The organism is uncultured Alsobacter sp. (assembly GCF_945952055.1).
Classification (GTDB): domain Bacteria; phylum Pseudomonadota; class Alphaproteobacteria; order Rhizobiales; family Beijerinckiaceae; genus Alsobacter.
The window spans coordinates 135,092-151,492 of sequence record NZ_CAMFHB010000008.1 but is presented as its reverse complement, the minus strand read 5'-3'; the positions used below and the strand labels follow the sequence as shown (position 1 = coordinate 151,492).

Below are 16,401 nucleotides of genomic sequence, written 5' to 3'. Positions count from 1 at the left end.
TTCGCCGGCATGACATCCTCCGCTTCGGCCCGCTCGCGGCGAGGCCTTCCCTGGCTCGTGGGCTGTGGCCTGGCCATTGCCTGGCTCGCGCTGCCGGTCGGCGTATCGGTGCAGACGCTGCTGGCACCGTCCCTCATCCTGCTGATGGTCGGTGCCGCCTGCTTCGGGCATGGCCTGGTGGCCCGGCACGTCGTCTCCGCCGCCGCGGTCTTCGTGGTGGTGCGATACGTGGTCTGGCGGCTCGACAGCACGCTGCCGCCGGCCAGCGATCCCGTCGGTCTGGCCGTCGGGCTCATCCTCGTGGCGGCCGAGTTCTACTGCGTGGCGATCCTGGCGGTGAGTCTGCTGGTCAACGCCGATCCGCTGCGTCGGCCCGCGCCGCCGGCCCCCACGCCCGACGATGCCCCGACCGTCGACGTGTTCATTCCCACCTACAACGAGAGCACCGCCATCCTCGCGGTGACGGTTGCCGCCGCCCTGCGGATGGACTATCCGGCCGGCCGCAAGACCGTGTGGCTGCTCGACGACGGCGGCAGCGACCAGAAATGCGCGGACAAGGATCCCGCCCGGGCCGCCGCCGCCCGGGCCCGGCGGCTGGAACTGCAGCGGCTCTGCCGCGAACTCGGGGCCGTCTACCTGACACGGGCCAGGAACGAGCACGCCAAGGCCGGCAACCTCAACAACGGCCTCCTGCACGGGCAGGGCGAACTCGTGCTGGTGCTCGATGCCGACCACGCGCCGTTCCGGCAGTTCCTCACCGAGACGGTCGGGCATTTCGGCCAGGATCCCAGGCTCTTCCTGGTGCAGACGCCCCACGTCTTCCTCAACCCCGACCCGATCGAGAAGAACCTCGCCACCTTCGACCGGATGCCGTCGGAGAACGAGATGTTCTACGCGCTGACGCAGCGCGGCCTCGACAAGTGGAACGGCTCCTTCTTCTGCGGTTCGGCGGCGCTGCTGCGGCGCACCGCGCTGGAGAGCGTGGGCGGCTTCTCCGGCATCACCATCACCGAGGACTGCGAGACCGCCCTCGACCTGCATGCCCGCGGCTGGACCAGCCTCTACGTCGACAAGCCGCTCATCGCCGGCCTACAGCCGGAGACCTTCGACAGCTTCATCGGCCAGCGCTCGCGCTGGTGCCAGGGCATGCTCCAGATCCTGCTGCTGAAGAACCCGGCGCGACGGCCCGGTCTCTCGCTCATCCAGCGGCTGGCCTACCTTTCCAGCATGACCTTCTGGTTCTTCCCGCTGCCGCGGCTGGTCTTCATGCTCGCGCCGCTGGTCTACCTCGTGCTCGACGTGCGCTTCTTCGTGGCGAGCTTCCAGGAGACGCTGGCCTACTCGGTGCCCTACATGGTGGCCGGCGCCATCCTGCAGAACCATCTCTACGGTCGCCTGCGCTGGCCGTGGGTCAGCGAGCTCTACGAATACGCCCAGGGGCTCTACCTGGCGCGCGCCATCGGGGCGGTGCTCCTGTCCCCGCGCAAGCCCACCTTCAACGTCACCGCCAAGGGCGACGCGCCCGACCACGATCACGTGTCGGCCCTCGTGTGGCCCTATGCTGCCGTCTTCGCGGCACTGCTGGGTGGCGTCGCCCTGGCGGCCTGGCGGGCGGTCACCGACCCGGGCTCGCTCGACGTGACCGCTGTGGTCGGGGGCTGGTGCCTGTTCAGCGCGGTCATCGCCGGCGCGGCCATGGGCGCGCTCGCCGAGCGCCGGCAGGAGACACCCTGGCCCCGGCTGCCCGTTGACCGGCGTGGCGTGCTGCGCATCGACGGCCGCGCCGTGCCCGTCACGATCACGGCGGCCTCCACCGGCGACTGTCTCGTGTCCGCCGACGTCCAGGACCTGTCGGCTCCCGGCCGCACGGGGGAGCTGTCGGTCGAGCCCTGGAACGCGGGCGAGCACCTGGAGAGCGTGCGGGTCGACGTCGCCGCGGACGGGCAGGGGCGGCTCGTCCTCACCTGGGGCGAGCCGTCGGCGCGGACCGCGAACACCGTGGCGGACCTCGTCTATGCGGACGCCGCGGCCATCGCCCGGATGCTCGGCGACCGGCGCCGCCACAAGGGCCTGCTGGCCGGGACGGCGCAGATGATCGGTTGGGCCATCGCGGGACCGGTGCGCGTCTGCGCCTACGCGCTGGCTCGCCGCAAGCCCACGCCGGCCACGGCAATCGCGCCCGCGGCGGTTCCCGAGATGCGTGCGACCGGGTGGGACGACCCGTCCGGGGTCGCCGCAGCGCTCGTCCGCCGCATGGCCGGGCACCTGCCTCCCAAGGCGGAGCCGGCCACGCCGCCCGTCGCGCTGACGGGATCCCAGGCCGCGCTCGCGCGCCTCGTGGCCGAGAGCGCCGCGCGGCTGTCGCGCCCGGCCGCCGGCCAGAGGAGCAACGTGGCATGACGATGTGGACGTCCCGGATCCTGCCGCTCGCCGTGGTGCTCGCCACCGCGCCGGCGGCCTCGCAATCCTTCGATGCCGCCGGTCCGCGCAGGCCGCTCCTGCTGCCGCCGGGGCTCGGCGCCACCGCTTCGCCCGCGCCCTCCGCCGAGACCGACAGCCGGCCCGCCGAAGCCGCCACGATCCTGCGGCCGCTCCCGGCGCTCGCCGGCCCCGCGGCGGTGAAGGGTCCCGCGGGGACGCTCACCTGGCCGGTCATGCTCACGGCGGCGCAGGCCGCGCAGGAGGTGTCCCTCACTTTGGCGCCCCTGTCCTCCATCGCCGTGCGTCCCGACACGTCCACCGCCGAGATCGGCGTCAACGGCACGGCGATCGGCCGCATGCGCCTCGGGCTTCCCGACACGCCCACGACGATCCGCATTCCCCCGCGTCTGCTGCAGGCCGGCTGGAACAGCCTCACGGCGACGGTGCGGCAACAACATCGCGTCGATTGCAGTCCCCAGGCCACGGCGGAGCTCACGACCGCGTTCGACGCCACGGCGTCGGGCCTTGTCGTCGCACCCTCGCGGGCAACGACCCTGGCCGACCTCGCGGCCGCCTCGCCGAGGGCCGACGGAGCCCTGGTGGTCTCCGTCGTCGCGGACCGCACGCTGGCGCCCGATCTCGTGCCGCGGGTGGCCCGCGCCGTCCAAAGTCTCGCCCTGCTCACCGGCACGCTTCATCCGGTGGTCGAGATCACGGCGGACGCCGCCGCGCCGTCGGGCATCGTTGTGGCGCTCGGACCGCAAGGTACGCTGGCCAGGGTCCTGCCCGAGGAGGCGCTGCGCCAGGGACCTCTCGCCGTGGTGCCGGCCGCCGAGGGGGCTGCGCCCGTGCTCGTGGTCACCGGCGAGACGCCGGAGGCCATCGACCGTGCCCTGGTCCCGTTGACCGATCTCGCGCGCCGTGCGGCCGGAGCCGATGCGGCGTCCCGGCTGACGAACGCCATCCCACTCGCGCCGAACGAAGCCACCCGGCGGCTCGAAGGCCCGCGGGCCAGCCTGTCGGCGGAGATCGTGCTGCCGGCGGATGCGTTCCCGGCTGACTATGGCCAGGCGACGGTCAAGGTCCGTGGGACGTTGTCGCCCGAGGTCCTGCCGTCGGCCCGGCTCCTCGTGTCGGTGAACGGCCGGGAGGCCGCGGCCACGACGCTGGCGCGCGGCCGCTGGGGGCAGGCCGACCAGGCCACCGTGGCGCTGCCCTACGGGCTCCTGCGGCCCGGCCGCAACCGCATCGACCTCGCGGCCGACCTGCCGACCGCGGCGGACCTCGCCTGCGATCCCCTGCGGCAGACGGAGGCCACGCGCTTCACCCTGGCGCCCGAGTCCGCCATCGAGCTGTCCGAGCCCGCCCGCGCCCTGCGCCTTCCCGAACTGGCGGGACTGTCCGCCGGCGGCTGGCCCACGGGCGAGAGCGGGGTGTTCACCCTGCACGTGCCGCGCCCCGATCGCGGTTCGCTGGCCGCGGCCTTGACGCTCACGGCACGGCTCGCCGTGGCGTCCGGACGGGTGCTCGCCCCGGTCTTCGCGGTCGACGCGCCCCTGGCGTCCTCCGGGCCCGTCCTGACGGTGGGGCCGGTCGGCGCCATCGGCGCGGATCGTCTGGCTTCCACCGGCTTGCAGCGGGCGCAGCTCCAGGCCGGTTGGGCCTCGCCGCGCCGGGCGCCGGGCGACGACCCCTGCGAGATGCCGGGGTCCGGCATGGAAGCGGCCACTGTCGTGGCCGCGGGCGCGCCCGGCGCTCCGCGCAACGACGCCGGCCGGCCCCGGGAGGGCTGGATGGCCTCGCTGGCCCAGCGCGGCGTCGATCGCCTGGGCTTCGGGCGCGGCATCAAGGATGGCGGGTCGGGCCTCGCCACGGCCGCGGACCTCGTGATCGCCCAGGCGGACGACGGCGCGCTGGTCGCCACCGCCCGCGACAGTGCGACCCTCGAGCAGGGGGTGGCCTGCGTCTCCCGTCCCCGCACGTGGAGCCGACTCGGCGGCCAGTCTTCGGCCCTCGAACTCGCCTCCGGCGGCGTCACCGCGGTGCGGGCCGCCGGCGTGACCCTGCGGCCCACCACCTGGACCCCCGGCAATCTGCGCCGCGTCCTCGCGGGATGGCTCGCGCTGAACGCCTATGCCTATGTGTCCATGTCCCTGTTCGCGGCGGCGGCCCTGGGCGCCTGCACCGCGGGGGTCGTTCGCCGTTCGGGACGGAGCCAGCCATGAGGGTTCTCGCCGCAGCAGCCGCCGGTCTTCTCGCCGTGCACGCCCTGGGTCCGGCGGTCGGGCAGACGTTGCCCGCCGCGCCCGGGCCGAGCCAGGCGGCCCAGGGGCCCGTCGCGGGACGGCTCGCCGGCCAGCCGGGCTGGGCGGCGTGGCGCGACCGCTTCGTGACGCCGCAAGGGCGCGTGGTGGACACCGGCAATGGCGGGATCAGCCACAGCGAGGGCCAGGGCTACGGCATGCTGCTCGCGGTGGCTGCCGGTGATCGCCCCACCTTCGATCGGATCTGGGGCTGGACCCGGGCCAACCTGATGGTGCGCGAGGACGCGCTGATGGCCTGGCGCTGGGAGCCGGAGAAGCGCCCGGCGGTCGCGGACATGAACGCGGCGAGCGACGGCGACATCCTGGTGGCCTGGGCGCTGACGGAGGCCGGCGAGGCCTGGTCCGACGAGGCGCTGCAGATCGCGGCCCGGCGGTCGGCGGTCGAGATCGGCCGCAAGCTGATCGTCCTCAAGGGCGAGCATGCCCCGTTCCTGCTGCCGGGACCCGCTGGCTTTTCCGCCGCCGATCGCAGCGACGGCCCGCTGACGAACCCCTCCTACCTGATCTTTCCGGCCTTCGAGCGCCTGCCGATCGCCGCGCCGGAGGTCGACTGGGCCGGGCTCTCCCGGTCGGGCCTGGCCTTGCTGCGCAAGGCGGGGGCCAATCGCGCCGGCGTTCCGGCAGACTGGATCGCGCTGAGGACCGCGACGCCGGTTCCGGCCGCCGGTCTCGATCCGGTGTTCGGCTACAACGGCATCCGCATCGTGCTGCACCTGGCCTGGGCCGCCGCCGGGACGCCGGAAAGCTTCGCGTCCGCCCTGCGCCTGTGGGGCGGCGGAGACCGGGCGCCCGTGCTGGTCGACGTGGCCAGCGGCGCGGTCACGGCCACGCTCGACGAGCCCGGCTACCGCATCCTGCCCGCGCTCGCCGCCTGCGCCGCGACGGGCGCGCCGCTGCCGGCGGCGGCGCGCATGCCGGTCGCCAACCAGAACTACTATCCCGCCACCCTCCATCTGCTCGGGCTCGTCGCCGTGGCGGCCCGCCATCCGGAGTGCCTGCGATGAGGCGGTCCTGCTTGGCCTTGCTCCTGGCGCTCGGTGTGACGGGCGGGCTGGGGACGGCGCCTGCCGTCGCGCAGGACGAAACGGCGCTGCGCTACTTCGCGGGGCAGGGCCGCCGCGACCGCGCCGAGGCCGAGATCCGTCGCCTGCAAGCCCTTCACCCCGGCTGGCAACCGCCGGCGGACCTTTGGACCGCCAGGCCCAGTGGGCCCGACGAGGCGCCGCTGTGGCGGCTCTTCGCCGCCGACAGGCTCGACGACCTCGCGGTGGCGATCGCGGAACGGCAACGCCGCGAGCCGGGCTGGCAGCCGTCCGGCGACCTTGCCGGCAAGATCGCCCGCAAGCGCCTGCGCGGCGCCGTCCTCCAGGCGGCCGCGGAGGGGCGCTGGCAGGATGCGGGGCGTGCCGCGGCGGGCATCGATCCCGGTTCGTCCGATCTCGAACTCGCCTGGGCGGTCGCCGAGGCGCGGGCGCGAAGCGGGGCACCGGCCGAGGCCGCGGCCGTCTACCGCATGCTGCTGGCGGCCGACAGCCCGGCGGAGAGCCGCCGCACGACCGTGCTCAAGAGCCTGGCCGTGCTGCCGATGAAACTCGTGGACGAGCTCCTGGCCGCGTCCCAGGCCGGCCCCGCGCCGCTCGATCTCGCTGCGCTGCGCACCGACATCGTCCGCGCCAGGGCCGGTGCCCTGATGCGCGAGGAGGAAACGCGCGACCTCACGCCAGCCGAGGCCGCGCTGCTGCGCGACGAGGCCCTGCGCTCGGGCCAGGGGGGCGATCTCGCCTTCGTGGCCTGGTACGAGGTGTCCCGCCAGAACCACGCCGAGGCCGTGACATGGTTTCGCCGGGCGCTCGCCGCGGGCGGCGACCCGCTCGTCGCCCACGGGCTCGCCCAGTCGCTGCTGCAGCTCGGCCATCGCGAGGAAGCCCGCGACCTGGCCTTCGCCTGGAGCGATCGACTCGCCCACAATGCGATCCTGTTCGTCGACCTGATGGCGGAGGATCTCACGATGGTCCCTGCCGTCCCGATCGCCGCGGGCCGGCTGGACCAGATGGCCCGGCTGACGCTCCGGACCGCGTCGGGCGAAGGGGCGCAGGCGCTCGGCTGGTACGCCTGGAACGCCTGCGATGCCGCCGCCGCCCTGCCGTGGTTCGAGCGGGCTGTCGCCTGGCATCCGCGCGAGGGAGCCGTCCTCGGCCTCGGCCTCGCCCTCCAGCGCCTCGGCCGTCGCAAGGACGCCGCCGAACTCGCCAACCGCTACGACGGCCTCTTCCCGCGCGTCGTCACCCTCGTCATGCGCACGGCCGGCGGCAGCGGCGACACGTGCGCGCCCGGCACCCGGACCACCGCTTCGCTACGCCCCGGTGTCCCGGTGGTCCCCCGGCCCGGGTCGGCCGAGGTCGCCGCCTTCGTCAAGGGCGAGTATCCGGTGCCGGTCGATCCGGAGAACCCGATGCGCGTGGAAGCCGGCGCCGCCGGGCGGCGCCTGGCGCTGAAGCCTTCCGGCCCGCCTGCGCCCAGGACGGCGCGCCGGGTGGGCGGCGTGGGCTCCATGCCCTACGAGGGCGCCGGGCTGGCGCTGCAGCCGGGCTGGACCGGCCAGGAGACCCCGGCCACCGTGGCCGCCGACCAGGCGCCGCCCGTGCCGGGCACGCGCTGGGAGGTCATGGCGCGGGGAGGGCGGACCACCCTGTCCACGGCCAGGCGCCAGCAGGCCGACGGTTCGCGCTTCGTCCCGTCCACGACGCCCCGGTGACCGAATGACCCGACAAGCGCACGCATCGATCGGTCTCTCCGTGTTCCCGCAACCGATCATTCACGAGTCCCGCCCCATAGTGGGCACGGCCGGTGGGAGAATTCCACCGAGCCAAACCGGCGGCCAGGAGGCCGCCGGCCGGAAAACCGGTCTCAGAAGGGTACCGGAATGCACCGACGTCTTCTCCTGGTGGCCGGAGAACCCGGCACCCGGTCCGACATGGGCCACGTCCTTTCGGATGGTGGCTGGGTCGTCGACACCGCTCCCGGCGGTGACGAGGCCTTGGCGCTCCTGCGCCGCTGCAGCTATGCGGCGATCGTCCTCGATTACCAGCTTCCCGGAATGGCCGGCTTCGCGCTCGCCCGGTCGTTCGCCGCGATCCTGCGCACCCTCGGGCGCGACACGCCGCTGGTCGCCCTGGCGGACGGCAGCCGCGCCCTCATCCTGCATCGCGGTCGCGATGCCGCCTTCGCCGCGGCGATCTCCCGCGACGACGCGCCCTCGCGCATCCGCGCGATCCTCGACGACGTTGCCACGCGCCACCCCGGGGAGGCCGACATGAGCCTCACCGCCGAGGAGGCGCGTGCCGCCGCCGTCGCCATCTGGGCCGCCCGCGGCATCCGCGGCCTGCCCAGGGCCTATCCCCTTCCCGCACCCTTCGCCGAGCGGCGCGAGGCCCTGAGCCTGTGCTTCGACCTGGTCGAGCCGGAAGCCGCCGCCTGCGTCCTCCTGTTGGAGCGCCATGGTCTGCGGCTGATCCCGGAGGCCGCCCGCGGCCTGCCGATCGTGGCGCTGAGCGATGACCTGGCCGACGTCGCCGACGCACTGTTCGCCATCGACGACGAGGAGAGCTGGGGACGTCTCGCCTCGCTCCTGGGCGCCAGCCAGCCCCCGGCGGACAGCCATGTCGATCACCGTCGCCAGCCCGTGCTGAGGCTCGTCCATGCCGACCAGCTCGTGGCCGCGATCCTGTCCTCCTTCGCCCAGAGCATCGGCCACGCGGTCGATGCCAGGGACGTGACGCGCGAGCCGCTGGATCTGGCGGGCGTCCGCGAGGGCGTGATCCTCGTCGACATCCCGTCCGACGCGACGGCGCGCCGTGCCGTCCTCGCCAGCGTGGCGATGTCGCGCCCTGGCCTCGCCCCCCTCATCGCGCTCGCCGCGCCGAACGCACCGCTGTCGGAAGGGGATGCCGGCCTGTTCACGGCCGTCTGCGACCGTCCGCGTCATCCGCGTGACCTGCAGGCGCTGGTCGAGGGCCTCGCCGCCCTGGAGAGCCCGACCGTCGACCCGTCTCTCCTCGACCGCGGCGTCCTCGACGATCTCGTTCGCACCCTGGGAGCCGCAACGGTCGACCGGCTGCTGGGCCAGCTCCAGGCGCTGGTCGAGGACCGGCTCGCCGCCGAGGCCGAGGATCTCCCGCGGGTCGTCACCTGCGTGGGCACGGCCGCCCGCATGCTCGGCCTCGAGACCCTGTCGCTGCACTGTTCGGCCATCGAGCAGCGCGTGGCGGGCGAGGACGAGGTCTGCAGCGTCCTGCTCAGCGACATCCACCGCGTGGCGGGTCTGTCCATCAGGGCGGCGCGGGCCTTGAGCCTCGTCGCCTGAAGGCGACGTGACCGGGGCGGGATGACGATGCCGGAAGACCTCGACAGGAGCGATCCCGGCAAGGGTCTCCAGGCAGGGTGGCTCGGCCGAGAGCCACCCGCGTTCCGCCTGTCGCTGGAAGGGCTCACGAAACTCAAGCGGATCCCGGCAGGCCAGTCGCTCTACGCCTCGGAAGACCATGCGGACGCCCTGGTCGGGCTGGCCTCCGGACACCTCGCGCTGCTGTTCCCGCTCGTCTCCGGCGAAGAGACGGTCTCCCACATTTGCTCGCCGGGGTTTTGGCTCGGAGCCACGATGCTGGCGACGCGCGAACCGCGCCGGCACCTCACGGCGGTCGCCCGCACCGAGGTGACCATCGCCGTGGCGCCCCTGACGGCGGTGCGGCGCATGCTGCAGGAGGAGCCCGAGGGCTGGGCAGCCATTGCCCGGCTGATGGAGGTCCACTGGGCCCTCACGGCCTGCATTGCGCGCGATCTCATGCTCCGCGCGGCCATCGAGACCGCGTCGTGGCGACGCTGTTGCGCCTGTGCGGCGTCCGCCCCGCTCCGCCATGCCCGGCACCGGAGCTGCGCGTTCCCGTGACGCACCAGGAGATCGCGACGATGGCCAACTGCTCCCAGAGCTTCGTTCACGGGCAGCTGCGCCAGCTCGAGGCCCAGGGCTGGATCGAGCTCGGCTATGGCAGCGTGCGCCTGCGCGAGCCCCAGGCGATGTTGGCCTCGCTGGCCGGCTAGGGCGCCCAAGGACTTTCTTCCCTCTCTGTCTCGAAATCTTCACCGGTGGAGAATCCCGCCCGGGCCGCTTGGCTTAGCTCAAGCCTTGGGGAGGACCGAGGCATGGGCAACAGGTGGATGGGTCTCGCCGTGGCGGCGGCGCTGGTCATTGGTTCGGCGGGGATGGCGCGCGCCCAGGACAGCGATCCCGTGGCCGTCGGGCTGATGCAGGGATACCCGCTGGCGGCGGACAAGCAGGTGACCCTGCGGAACTGGCTGGTCTTTCCCTTCAACCGATGGGCCTTCCGCCACGTCCGCGAGCTCTTTCCCACGGGGGAGGTCGCCCGCACCGCCGAAACGGCGTCGCGCCTGCGCCGCGGCGAGGCGCTGGCCGTGGACCAGATCCGCTTCGAGGCCGCCGACGGGAAGACGGTGACCGCAGCCGAGCACTTCCGCCGCGAATTCATCGACGGCTTCATCGTCCTGCATCGCGGCCGCCTGGTCTACGAGGGGCTTTTCTCGTCGATGCAGGCCTCGGACCGACACCTGTGGCAATCGATGACGAAGTCGTTCACGGGACTCCTCGCCGAGATCCTGATCGAGCAGGGCAAGCTCGATCCCGCCCGGACGGCCGCCGACTACGTGCCCGACCTGCGCGGGACGCCATGGGGAGCGGCGACGCTGCGCCATCTCCTCGACATGGAGGTCAATGTCGAGGAGCCCTCGACGCGGGCCGCCGAGCTTCCCCCCGACTTCTGGAGCAAGGCGCATTTTCTCGACGCGCTGCGCGACAGCGGCGCGACCCAAAAGGGCCCCAACGGAACGGCCTGGTTCTACACCAACAACGCCCCGCAGACCGTCGGCCTCGTGATGGCCAAGGTCACTGGCCAGAGCTGGCATGGCCTCGCCCGGGATCTCGTCTGGGCGCCGCTGAGGACCGAGGCGTCGGGCGACATCTGGCTCGACACCCAGGGCCAGGCGGCCGCGGCCGGAGGCTTCAGTTCCACCCTCCGGGACGCCGCCCGCTTCGGCCAGATGATGGCCGACGGTGGCAAGGTGGGTGGTCGCCAGGTCGTGCCGGCCGCGGTGATCGAGCGGCTGGGCGCCAGTGCCGGCAATGCCGCGCGGACGGCGGCCGGAAACGTCCTGATGCTTCGCCAGCAGCCGAAGATGAGCTACCGCAGCTACTGGTACCAGGTGAACGACGGCACGCGCGCCATCGAGGGGCTGGGGATCTTCGGTCAGCACCTGCACGTCAATCCGGCCGAGCGCCTCGTCATCGTGCAGTTCGGCTCCTTCACGGGCCCCGGGCCGGATCCCCGCAACTGGACACGCCTCGTCGAGGCCATTCGCGCTGCCCTGCGCAACCGCTGACCTGGTCGAAGAGGATCCCCATGCTGCCCGCTCGTCTGCGTTCCGCGACACTCCTGTGCCTGCTGGCGGTCTCCAGCGCCCCGGCTCAGGCCGGCGACGTTCCCAACATCTACCGCGGGATCTACCAGGCCGCATTGCCGCTGAACGAAGCCACGGCCATCACCGCGGCTGCCGGCCTGGTCCGGGCGCCGGCATTCGACCAGTGGAGCCTGATCGGCGTGCCCGCCGGCGTGGAGCACAAGTTCAACGACTGGCTGTCCGTCCAGAGCTACCTGATGCTGAACCACGACATCCTGAGCCGCCGGCCCGACAAGCTCGAGGTGCGGCCTGTCCTGGGCATCACCGCGAAGCACGAGGTCACCCCGAACCTCGAGATCGGCGCGTGGCTGCGCTACGAGGCGCGGTTCCAGGACGTCACGGGGCGCAGCACGTTCCAGAACCGCCTGCGCCTGCGGCCCTATGTCGAGTACCAGTTCGGTGACACCCCCGGAAAGCCGGGAACGGTCCGCGCCAAGCTCGAGGTCGAGCCGAAATACATCATCGACGACCGGTTCAACTACCTGAACGCCGTGATGCCGCGCCTGTCGCTCGGCTACGTCGTCAGCCCCACTCTGTCCTTCGACGTCCGGGTCAGCCGCGAGTGGGGCCGTGCCACGCCGGGCGCAAAGTGGCGACCGACGCAGGACATGGTGACCCTGCACATCGTCCAGGTCCTCGGCGTCGAGCATGCCAAGGCGCGGCGCCTTGCCGAGATCGACGACTAAGGGCCGGATCCGTCACCGCGAATAGGCGCCGAGTCGGTCCACCAGCAGGTCGAAGAAGCCGTCGACGTCGGCGTCCTTCAGGAAGAGGCAGTTCGGCGCGCGCTTGGTGACGCGCCACCAGTCGGCCACCGTCATGCCGCGGGTGAGTTCGCTTGCCGTCTCGATCTCCACGTTGATGTGGCGGCCCGTGAAGAGCTCGGGGCGCAGCAGGTGGGCGATGACGCAGGGGTCGTGGATCGGCGCGGCGCCCCAGCCGTACTTGTTCAGGTCGAACTGCTCGGAGAATTTCAGCATTTCGACGACGGCGTGGCTCTGGGCGTTGCCGACCGCCAGGATCTTGCCGAAGCGCTCCTTGGTGACGAGGATCTTGTGGGTGAGGTCGAGGGGCGCGAGCGTCACCGGGATGCCGCTCGTCAGCACCACGTGCGCTGCTTCCGGATCGACATAGATGTTGAATTCGGCCGCCGGCGTGATGTTGCCGACCTCGAAATAGGCCCCACCCATGGCGACCACCCGGTCGATGGCACCCGCGACGGAGGGCTCCTTCACCAGCGCCATGGCGAGGTTGGTCATGGGCCCGAGGATGCACACGGTGACCGAGCCGGGTGCTGCAGCCTTCAGCGTGGCGACCAGCCAGTCGACTCCGTGCGTGTCGCCCACCGGCAGAACCGGGTCGGGGAAGTGCGGGCCGTCGAGGCCCGTCGGGCCATGGACGTGCTCGGCGGTGACGAGCGGGCGCGACAGCGGCCGCGAGCAGCCGGCATGGATCGGCACGTCCGCCCGGCCCGCGAGCTCCCGGATGCGCCTGGCGTTCAGCGTGGTGCGGGGCAGGGGCACGTTGCCGCCCACCGTGACGATGCCGAGCACGTCGAGCTCGGGCGAGGCCAGCGCCATGAGGATCGCGACGGCGTCGTCCTGGCCGGGATCCGTGTCGATGATGATCTTCTGGGGCACGGGCGGATGTCTCCGGGAGGTCAGGCGACGGCGGGGGCGGGCGCGCGGGCCTGGGTGGCGGCAGGCTTGCCGTCCCACAGCGCCAGCAGGGTCTCGCGGCGCTCGGCAACGCGGGCGGCGTTCGCCTCCTTCACAGGGCCGAAGCCCTTCACGTCGAGCGGCAGGCTCGCGAGTTCGACCGCCAACGCGTGGTTCTCCGGCGTGAGCTCGCGCGAGAGGCGCTCGACGAGAGCGAGGTGCTCGTCCCGCCAGCGGCGCTCGTGCTTGCGCTCGTCGATGCGCGCGAAGGGATCGAGCCACGTGCCGCGCCAGCGCCGCACGGCGGCGAGCGCCTTGAAGGCGCGGGCCATCCAGGGGCCAAAGGCGATCTTGGCCGGGCGGCCCGTGCGCGGGTCGAGCCGCTGCGCCAGCAGCGGCGGGGCGAGATGGAAGGTCAGCTTCGGCGTGCCCTCGAAAGTCTCGGCGAGGCGGCGCGCGAAGGCGGGGTCGGCGTAGAGACGCGCGACCTCGTACTCGTCCTTGATCGCCATGGCCTTGAACGTGGCCTCGCAGACCGCCGAGGCAAAGCCCGTCAGGCCGGGCGCGCGCTGGCCCTCGGCCAGCCGGGCCGCCTCGACCGCGGCGGCGAAGCGCGCGGCATACGCATCGTCCTGGTAGGCGGTGAGGAACGAGACATGGCGGCGGATGCGCGCGGCGAGATCCTCGGCTGGCGGTTCGTCCGGCCGCGCCGAGCCAAAGACCGGCGAAGCGGGATCGTGGGCGGCGAGCCGGCCGAGCGCGAAGGCCGTGCGGTTCATGGCGATGGCGACGCCGTTGGTCGCGATCGCCTCGTCGATGGCGGCCCGCGAGATCGGCACGAGGCCCTTCTGCCAGGCAAAGCCCAGCAGCATCATGTTGGCGCCGATGGCATCGCCGAGGAGCCGCGTGGCCAGCGCCCCCGCGTCGAGCGTCACCGGCTCCGCCCCCGCCGCACGGGCGATCACCCGCTGCAGGCTGCCCGAGCGCAGGTCGACCGCGTTGTTCTTGACGAAGGCCGCCGGCGGCGTGACGTGGGGATCGACGACGACGGCGGTGCGCCCCGGCGCGAGGCTCGCGATGGCGGTGGTGCCGGCCGCGGTCATCAGGTCGAACCCGAGCACGAGGTCGGCCTCGCCCTGCGCGATCCGCGCGGCCGCGAGCTCGCCGGGATTGCGGGCGACGCGAAGATGCGACAGCACGGCGCCGTTCTTCTGGGCAACGCCGGTCTGGTCGAGGCTCTGGGCGGCGAGGCCGTCGAGATGCGCGGCCTGGGCCAGCACGGCGCTCACCGTCAGCACGCCGGTCCCGCCGATGCCGGCCAGCAGGATCGCAAGCGGCCGGTCCGGCCGGGCGAGCACGGGCTCGGGCAGGCCGTCGGCCACGGCCGGCGTGAGGGCGCTCTGGCCCGGCTGCTTGCGGCGGGGCACGACCCCTTCCACCGTCACGAAGCTCGGGCAGAAGCCCTTGGTGCACGAGAGGTCGGTGTTGCAGACCGACTGGTTGACGCGACGCTTCAGGCCCAGCGCCGTGTCCAGCGGCTCCACGGCGATGCAGTTGGAGACGGCCGAGCAATCGCCGCACCCCTCGCACACCGCCTCGTTGATGAAGGCCCGCGCCGCGGGCTGGGCGAGGGATCCGTGCTTGCGGCGCCGCCGCTTCTCGGCCGCGCACACCTGGTCGTAGACGAGCGCCGTGACCCCGTCGAACTCCCGCAGGCGCCGCTGCACCGCGTCGAGCTCGTCGCGGTGGCTCACCGTGACGCCCGGGAGGGCGCCGAGCCAGCGGTCGGGATCGTCAGCCACCACCTCGACGCGCTTCACGCCCTCGGCTTCGAGCTGGCGCACGATGTCCGGCACGGTCAGCGTGCCGTCGATGCGCTGGCCGCCGGTCATGGCGACGGCGTCGTTGAACAGGATCTTGTAGGTGGCGTTCACGCCCGACGAGACCGCGGCGCGGATGGCGAGCAGGCCGCTGTGGAAGTACGTCCCGTCGCCCATGTTGACGAAGATGTGCCGCTCGTCCGTGAAGGGCGCCATCCCCGTCCAGGCGACGCCTTCGCCGCCCATCTGCGTGAACGTGGCGGTGGCGCGTTCCGGCAGGCCGACGATCATCATGTGGCAGCCGATGCCGGTCGAGGCGCGGCTGCCCTCGGGCAGGCGGGTCGAGACCGAGTGCGGGCATCCCGCGCAGAAATAGGGCTCGCGCTGGATCTCCGCCGCGGCGGCAGTGGTCTTCGGCGCCAGCTGGTCGAGCCTCTCGCCGGACACGAAGCCGGTGGGCAGCAGCGTGGCGAGCGCGCGGGCCACCATGGCCGGGTTGATCTCGCCCCAGGCCGGCAGCAGCGGCCGGCCTTCGAGATCCTCCTTGCCGATGACGCGCGGGCGGCGCCCCTCCGGCGCGTTGTAGAGGATCTGCTTCAGCTCGCCCTCGATGACGCCGCGCTTTTCCTCGACGACGAGGACCGTCTGGAGCCCGTCGGCGAAGGCGCCGATCTCCTGCGCATCGAGAGGCCAGACGAGGCCGAGCTTCAGGAAGCGGATGCCCAACGCCGCGGCGCCCTGTTCGGTCAGCCCGAGGAGCGCGAGCGCCCCCTTCAGGTCCAGCCAGGCCTTGCCGGAGGCGACGATGCCGAGGCGGGCGCCGGTGCCGGCCCCTGAGACGGGGTTGAGGGCGTTGGCCCGCGCGAAGGCCTTCACCGCGTCGAGCTTGGCACCCAACAGGCGTCGCTCCATCGCCTGGCCGCCGTCCGGCCAGCGGATGCCGAGGCCGCCCGCGGGCTTCTCGACGACCGGCAGCACGATCGCGGGCCTGAGCGGGTCGACGTCCACCGAACCGGTGCTCTCGACGATGTCGGTCTGGCACTTGAAGCCGATCCAGCTGCCCGAGAAGCGGCTCATGGCGAAGCCCATGAGGCCCATGTCGATGAACTCGCCGAGGCCGGCGGGGCTCAGGATCGGCACCATGGCCGAGATCATGTTGTGGTCGCTCTGGTGGGGCAGGGTGGAGGACACCGCCCCGTGGTCGTCGCCCAGCAGCAGCAGTGTGCCGCCGTGCTCGGCGGTGCCGCAGGCCTGGGCATGGCGGATCACGTCCATGCTGCGGTCGACGCCCGGGCCCTTGCCGTACCACAGCGCGAACACGCCGTCGTAGCGCGCGCCGGGGAACAGGCCGAGTTGCTGTGAGCCCCAGACGGCGGTCGCTGCGAGGTCCTCGTTGAGGCCCGCCCGGAAGACGATGTGGTTGCGATCGAGCAGCGGCCCCACTTTCTGGAACTCGCGGTCGACGCGTGCGAGCGGCGAGCCGCGATACCCCGAGACGAAGCCGGCCGTGTTCAGACCCGCCGCCACGTCGCGCGCCCGTTGGGCGAGCGCCAGGCGCACGATGGCCTCGTTGCCGGTGAGCAGCACGCGGCCGCGCTCCAGCGTGAAGCGCTCTTCCAGGGTGCGGGCGAGGGCGGGGGCGTCGCTCAT

11 protein-coding genes are annotated in these 16,401 nt (G+C 72.8%); 9 read left to right on the top strand and 2 right to left on the bottom strand.

What is annotated here, in order from left to right:
- Positions 1-9: 9 nt before the first annotated feature.
- The 9 genes from bcsA (at position 10) to Q0Q47_RS08820 (ending at position 11,959) form a co-directional block, all read left to right on the top strand.
- On the top strand, positions 10-2,400 hold the full coding sequence (bcsA, locus tag Q0Q47_RS08860) for a UDP-forming cellulose synthase catalytic subunit (protein WP_293857580.1): 2,391 nt from the start codon (positions 10-12) through the stop codon (positions 2,398-2,400).
- The gene (locus Q0Q47_RS08855) at positions 2,397-4,646 is read left to right on the top strand and encodes a cellulose biosynthesis cyclic di-GMP-binding regulatory protein BcsB (protein WP_293857577.1); all 2,250 of its coding nucleotides are present in this window, start codon (positions 2,397-2,399) and stop codon (positions 4,644-4,646) included. Before bcsA ends, Q0Q47_RS08855 begins: the two co-directional genes overlap by 4 nt.
- Positions 4,643-5,749, top strand: a complete 1,107-nt coding sequence (locus tag Q0Q47_RS08850; RefSeq protein WP_293857574.1) for a glycosyl hydrolase family 8 — start codon at positions 4,643-4,645, stop codon at positions 5,747-5,749. The genes Q0Q47_RS08855 and Q0Q47_RS08850 overlap by 4 nt, the downstream gene beginning before the upstream one ends.
- A gap of 11 nt (positions 5,750-5,760) precedes the next feature.
- Positions 5,761-7,500 (top strand): hypothetical protein, encoded by a 1,740-nt coding sequence (locus Q0Q47_RS08845; RefSeq protein WP_293857571.1) that lies wholly within the window; start codon positions 5,761-5,763, stop codon positions 7,498-7,500.
- Between the two features lie 168 nt (positions 7,501-7,668).
- Positions 7,669-9,108 carry a response regulator gene (locus Q0Q47_RS08840; protein WP_293857568.1) on the top strand — a complete coding sequence of 480 codons (1,440 nt, stop codon included), beginning with the start codon at positions 7,669-7,671 and terminating at the stop codon, positions 9,106-9,108.
- A 21-nt stretch (positions 9,109-9,129) separates the two neighbouring features.
- The gene (locus tag Q0Q47_RS08835; RefSeq protein WP_293857565.1) at positions 9,130-9,690 is read left to right on the top strand and encodes a cyclic nucleotide-binding domain-containing protein; all 561 of its coding nucleotides are present in this window, start codon (positions 9,130-9,132) and stop codon (positions 9,688-9,690) included.
- Positions 9,615-9,842 (top strand): helix-turn-helix domain-containing protein, encoded by a 228-nt coding sequence (locus Q0Q47_RS08830; protein ID WP_293857562.1) that lies wholly within the window; start codon positions 9,615-9,617, stop codon positions 9,840-9,842. The genes Q0Q47_RS08835 and Q0Q47_RS08830 overlap by 76 nt, the downstream gene beginning before the upstream one ends.
- A gap of 102 nt (positions 9,843-9,944) precedes the next feature.
- Positions 9,945-11,195, top strand: a complete 1,251-nt coding sequence (locus tag Q0Q47_RS08825; RefSeq protein WP_293857559.1) for a serine hydrolase — start codon at positions 9,945-9,947, stop codon at positions 11,193-11,195.
- A 20-nt stretch (positions 11,196-11,215) separates the two neighbouring features.
- On the top strand, positions 11,216-11,959 hold the full coding sequence (locus Q0Q47_RS08820; protein WP_293857556.1) for a hypothetical protein: 744 nt from the start codon (positions 11,216-11,218) through the stop codon (positions 11,957-11,959).
- Between the two features lie 12 nt (positions 11,960-11,971).
- On the opposite strand, the gene Q0Q47_RS08815 is transcribed toward Q0Q47_RS08820, so the two are convergent.
- Together Q0Q47_RS08815 and Q0Q47_RS08810 are read right to left on the bottom strand one after the other, a co-directional pair.
- A complete protein-coding gene (locus Q0Q47_RS08815) occupies positions 11,972-12,913 on the bottom strand; it encodes a nucleoside hydrolase (protein ID WP_293857553.1) in 942 nt (313 codons plus the stop codon).
- A 20-nt stretch (positions 12,914-12,933) separates the two neighbouring features.
- A complete protein-coding gene (locus Q0Q47_RS08810) occupies positions 12,934-16,401 on the bottom strand; it encodes an indolepyruvate ferredoxin oxidoreductase family protein (protein WP_293857550.1) in 3,468 nt (1,155 codons plus the stop codon).

Excerpts from the sequence above, each read along its gene's own strand:
- Q0Q47_RS08855 (WP_293857577.1), top strand. The coding sequence starts at position 2,397 with ATGACGATGTGGACGTCCCGGATCCTGCCGCTCGCCGTGGTGCTCGCC.
- Q0Q47_RS08820 (WP_293857556.1), top strand. The coding sequence starts at position 11,216 with ATGCTGCCCGCTCGTCTGCGTTCCGCGACACTCCTGTGCCTGCTGGCG.
- Q0Q47_RS08850 (WP_293857574.1), top strand. The coding sequence starts at position 4,643 with ATGAGGGTTCTCGCCGCAGCAGCCGCCGGTCTTCTCGCCGTGCACGCC.
- Q0Q47_RS08825 (WP_293857559.1), top strand. The coding sequence starts at position 9,945 with ATGGGCAACAGGTGGATGGGTCTCGCCGTGGCGGCGGCGCTGGTCATT.
- Q0Q47_RS08840 (WP_293857568.1), top strand. The coding sequence starts at position 7,669 with ATGCACCGACGTCTTCTCCTGGTGGCCGGAGAACCCGGCACCCGGTCC.
- bcsA (WP_293857580.1), top strand. The coding sequence starts at position 10 with ATGACATCCTCCGCTTCGGCCCGCTCGCGGCGAGGCCTTCCCTGGCTC.
- Q0Q47_RS08810 (WP_293857550.1), bottom strand. The coding sequence starts at position 16,401 with ATGAGCGACGCCCCCGCCCTCGCCCGCACCCTGGAAGAGCGCTTCACG.
- Q0Q47_RS08835 (WP_293857565.1), top strand. The coding sequence starts at position 9,130 with ATGACGATGCCGGAAGACCTCGACAGGAGCGATCCCGGCAAGGGTCTC.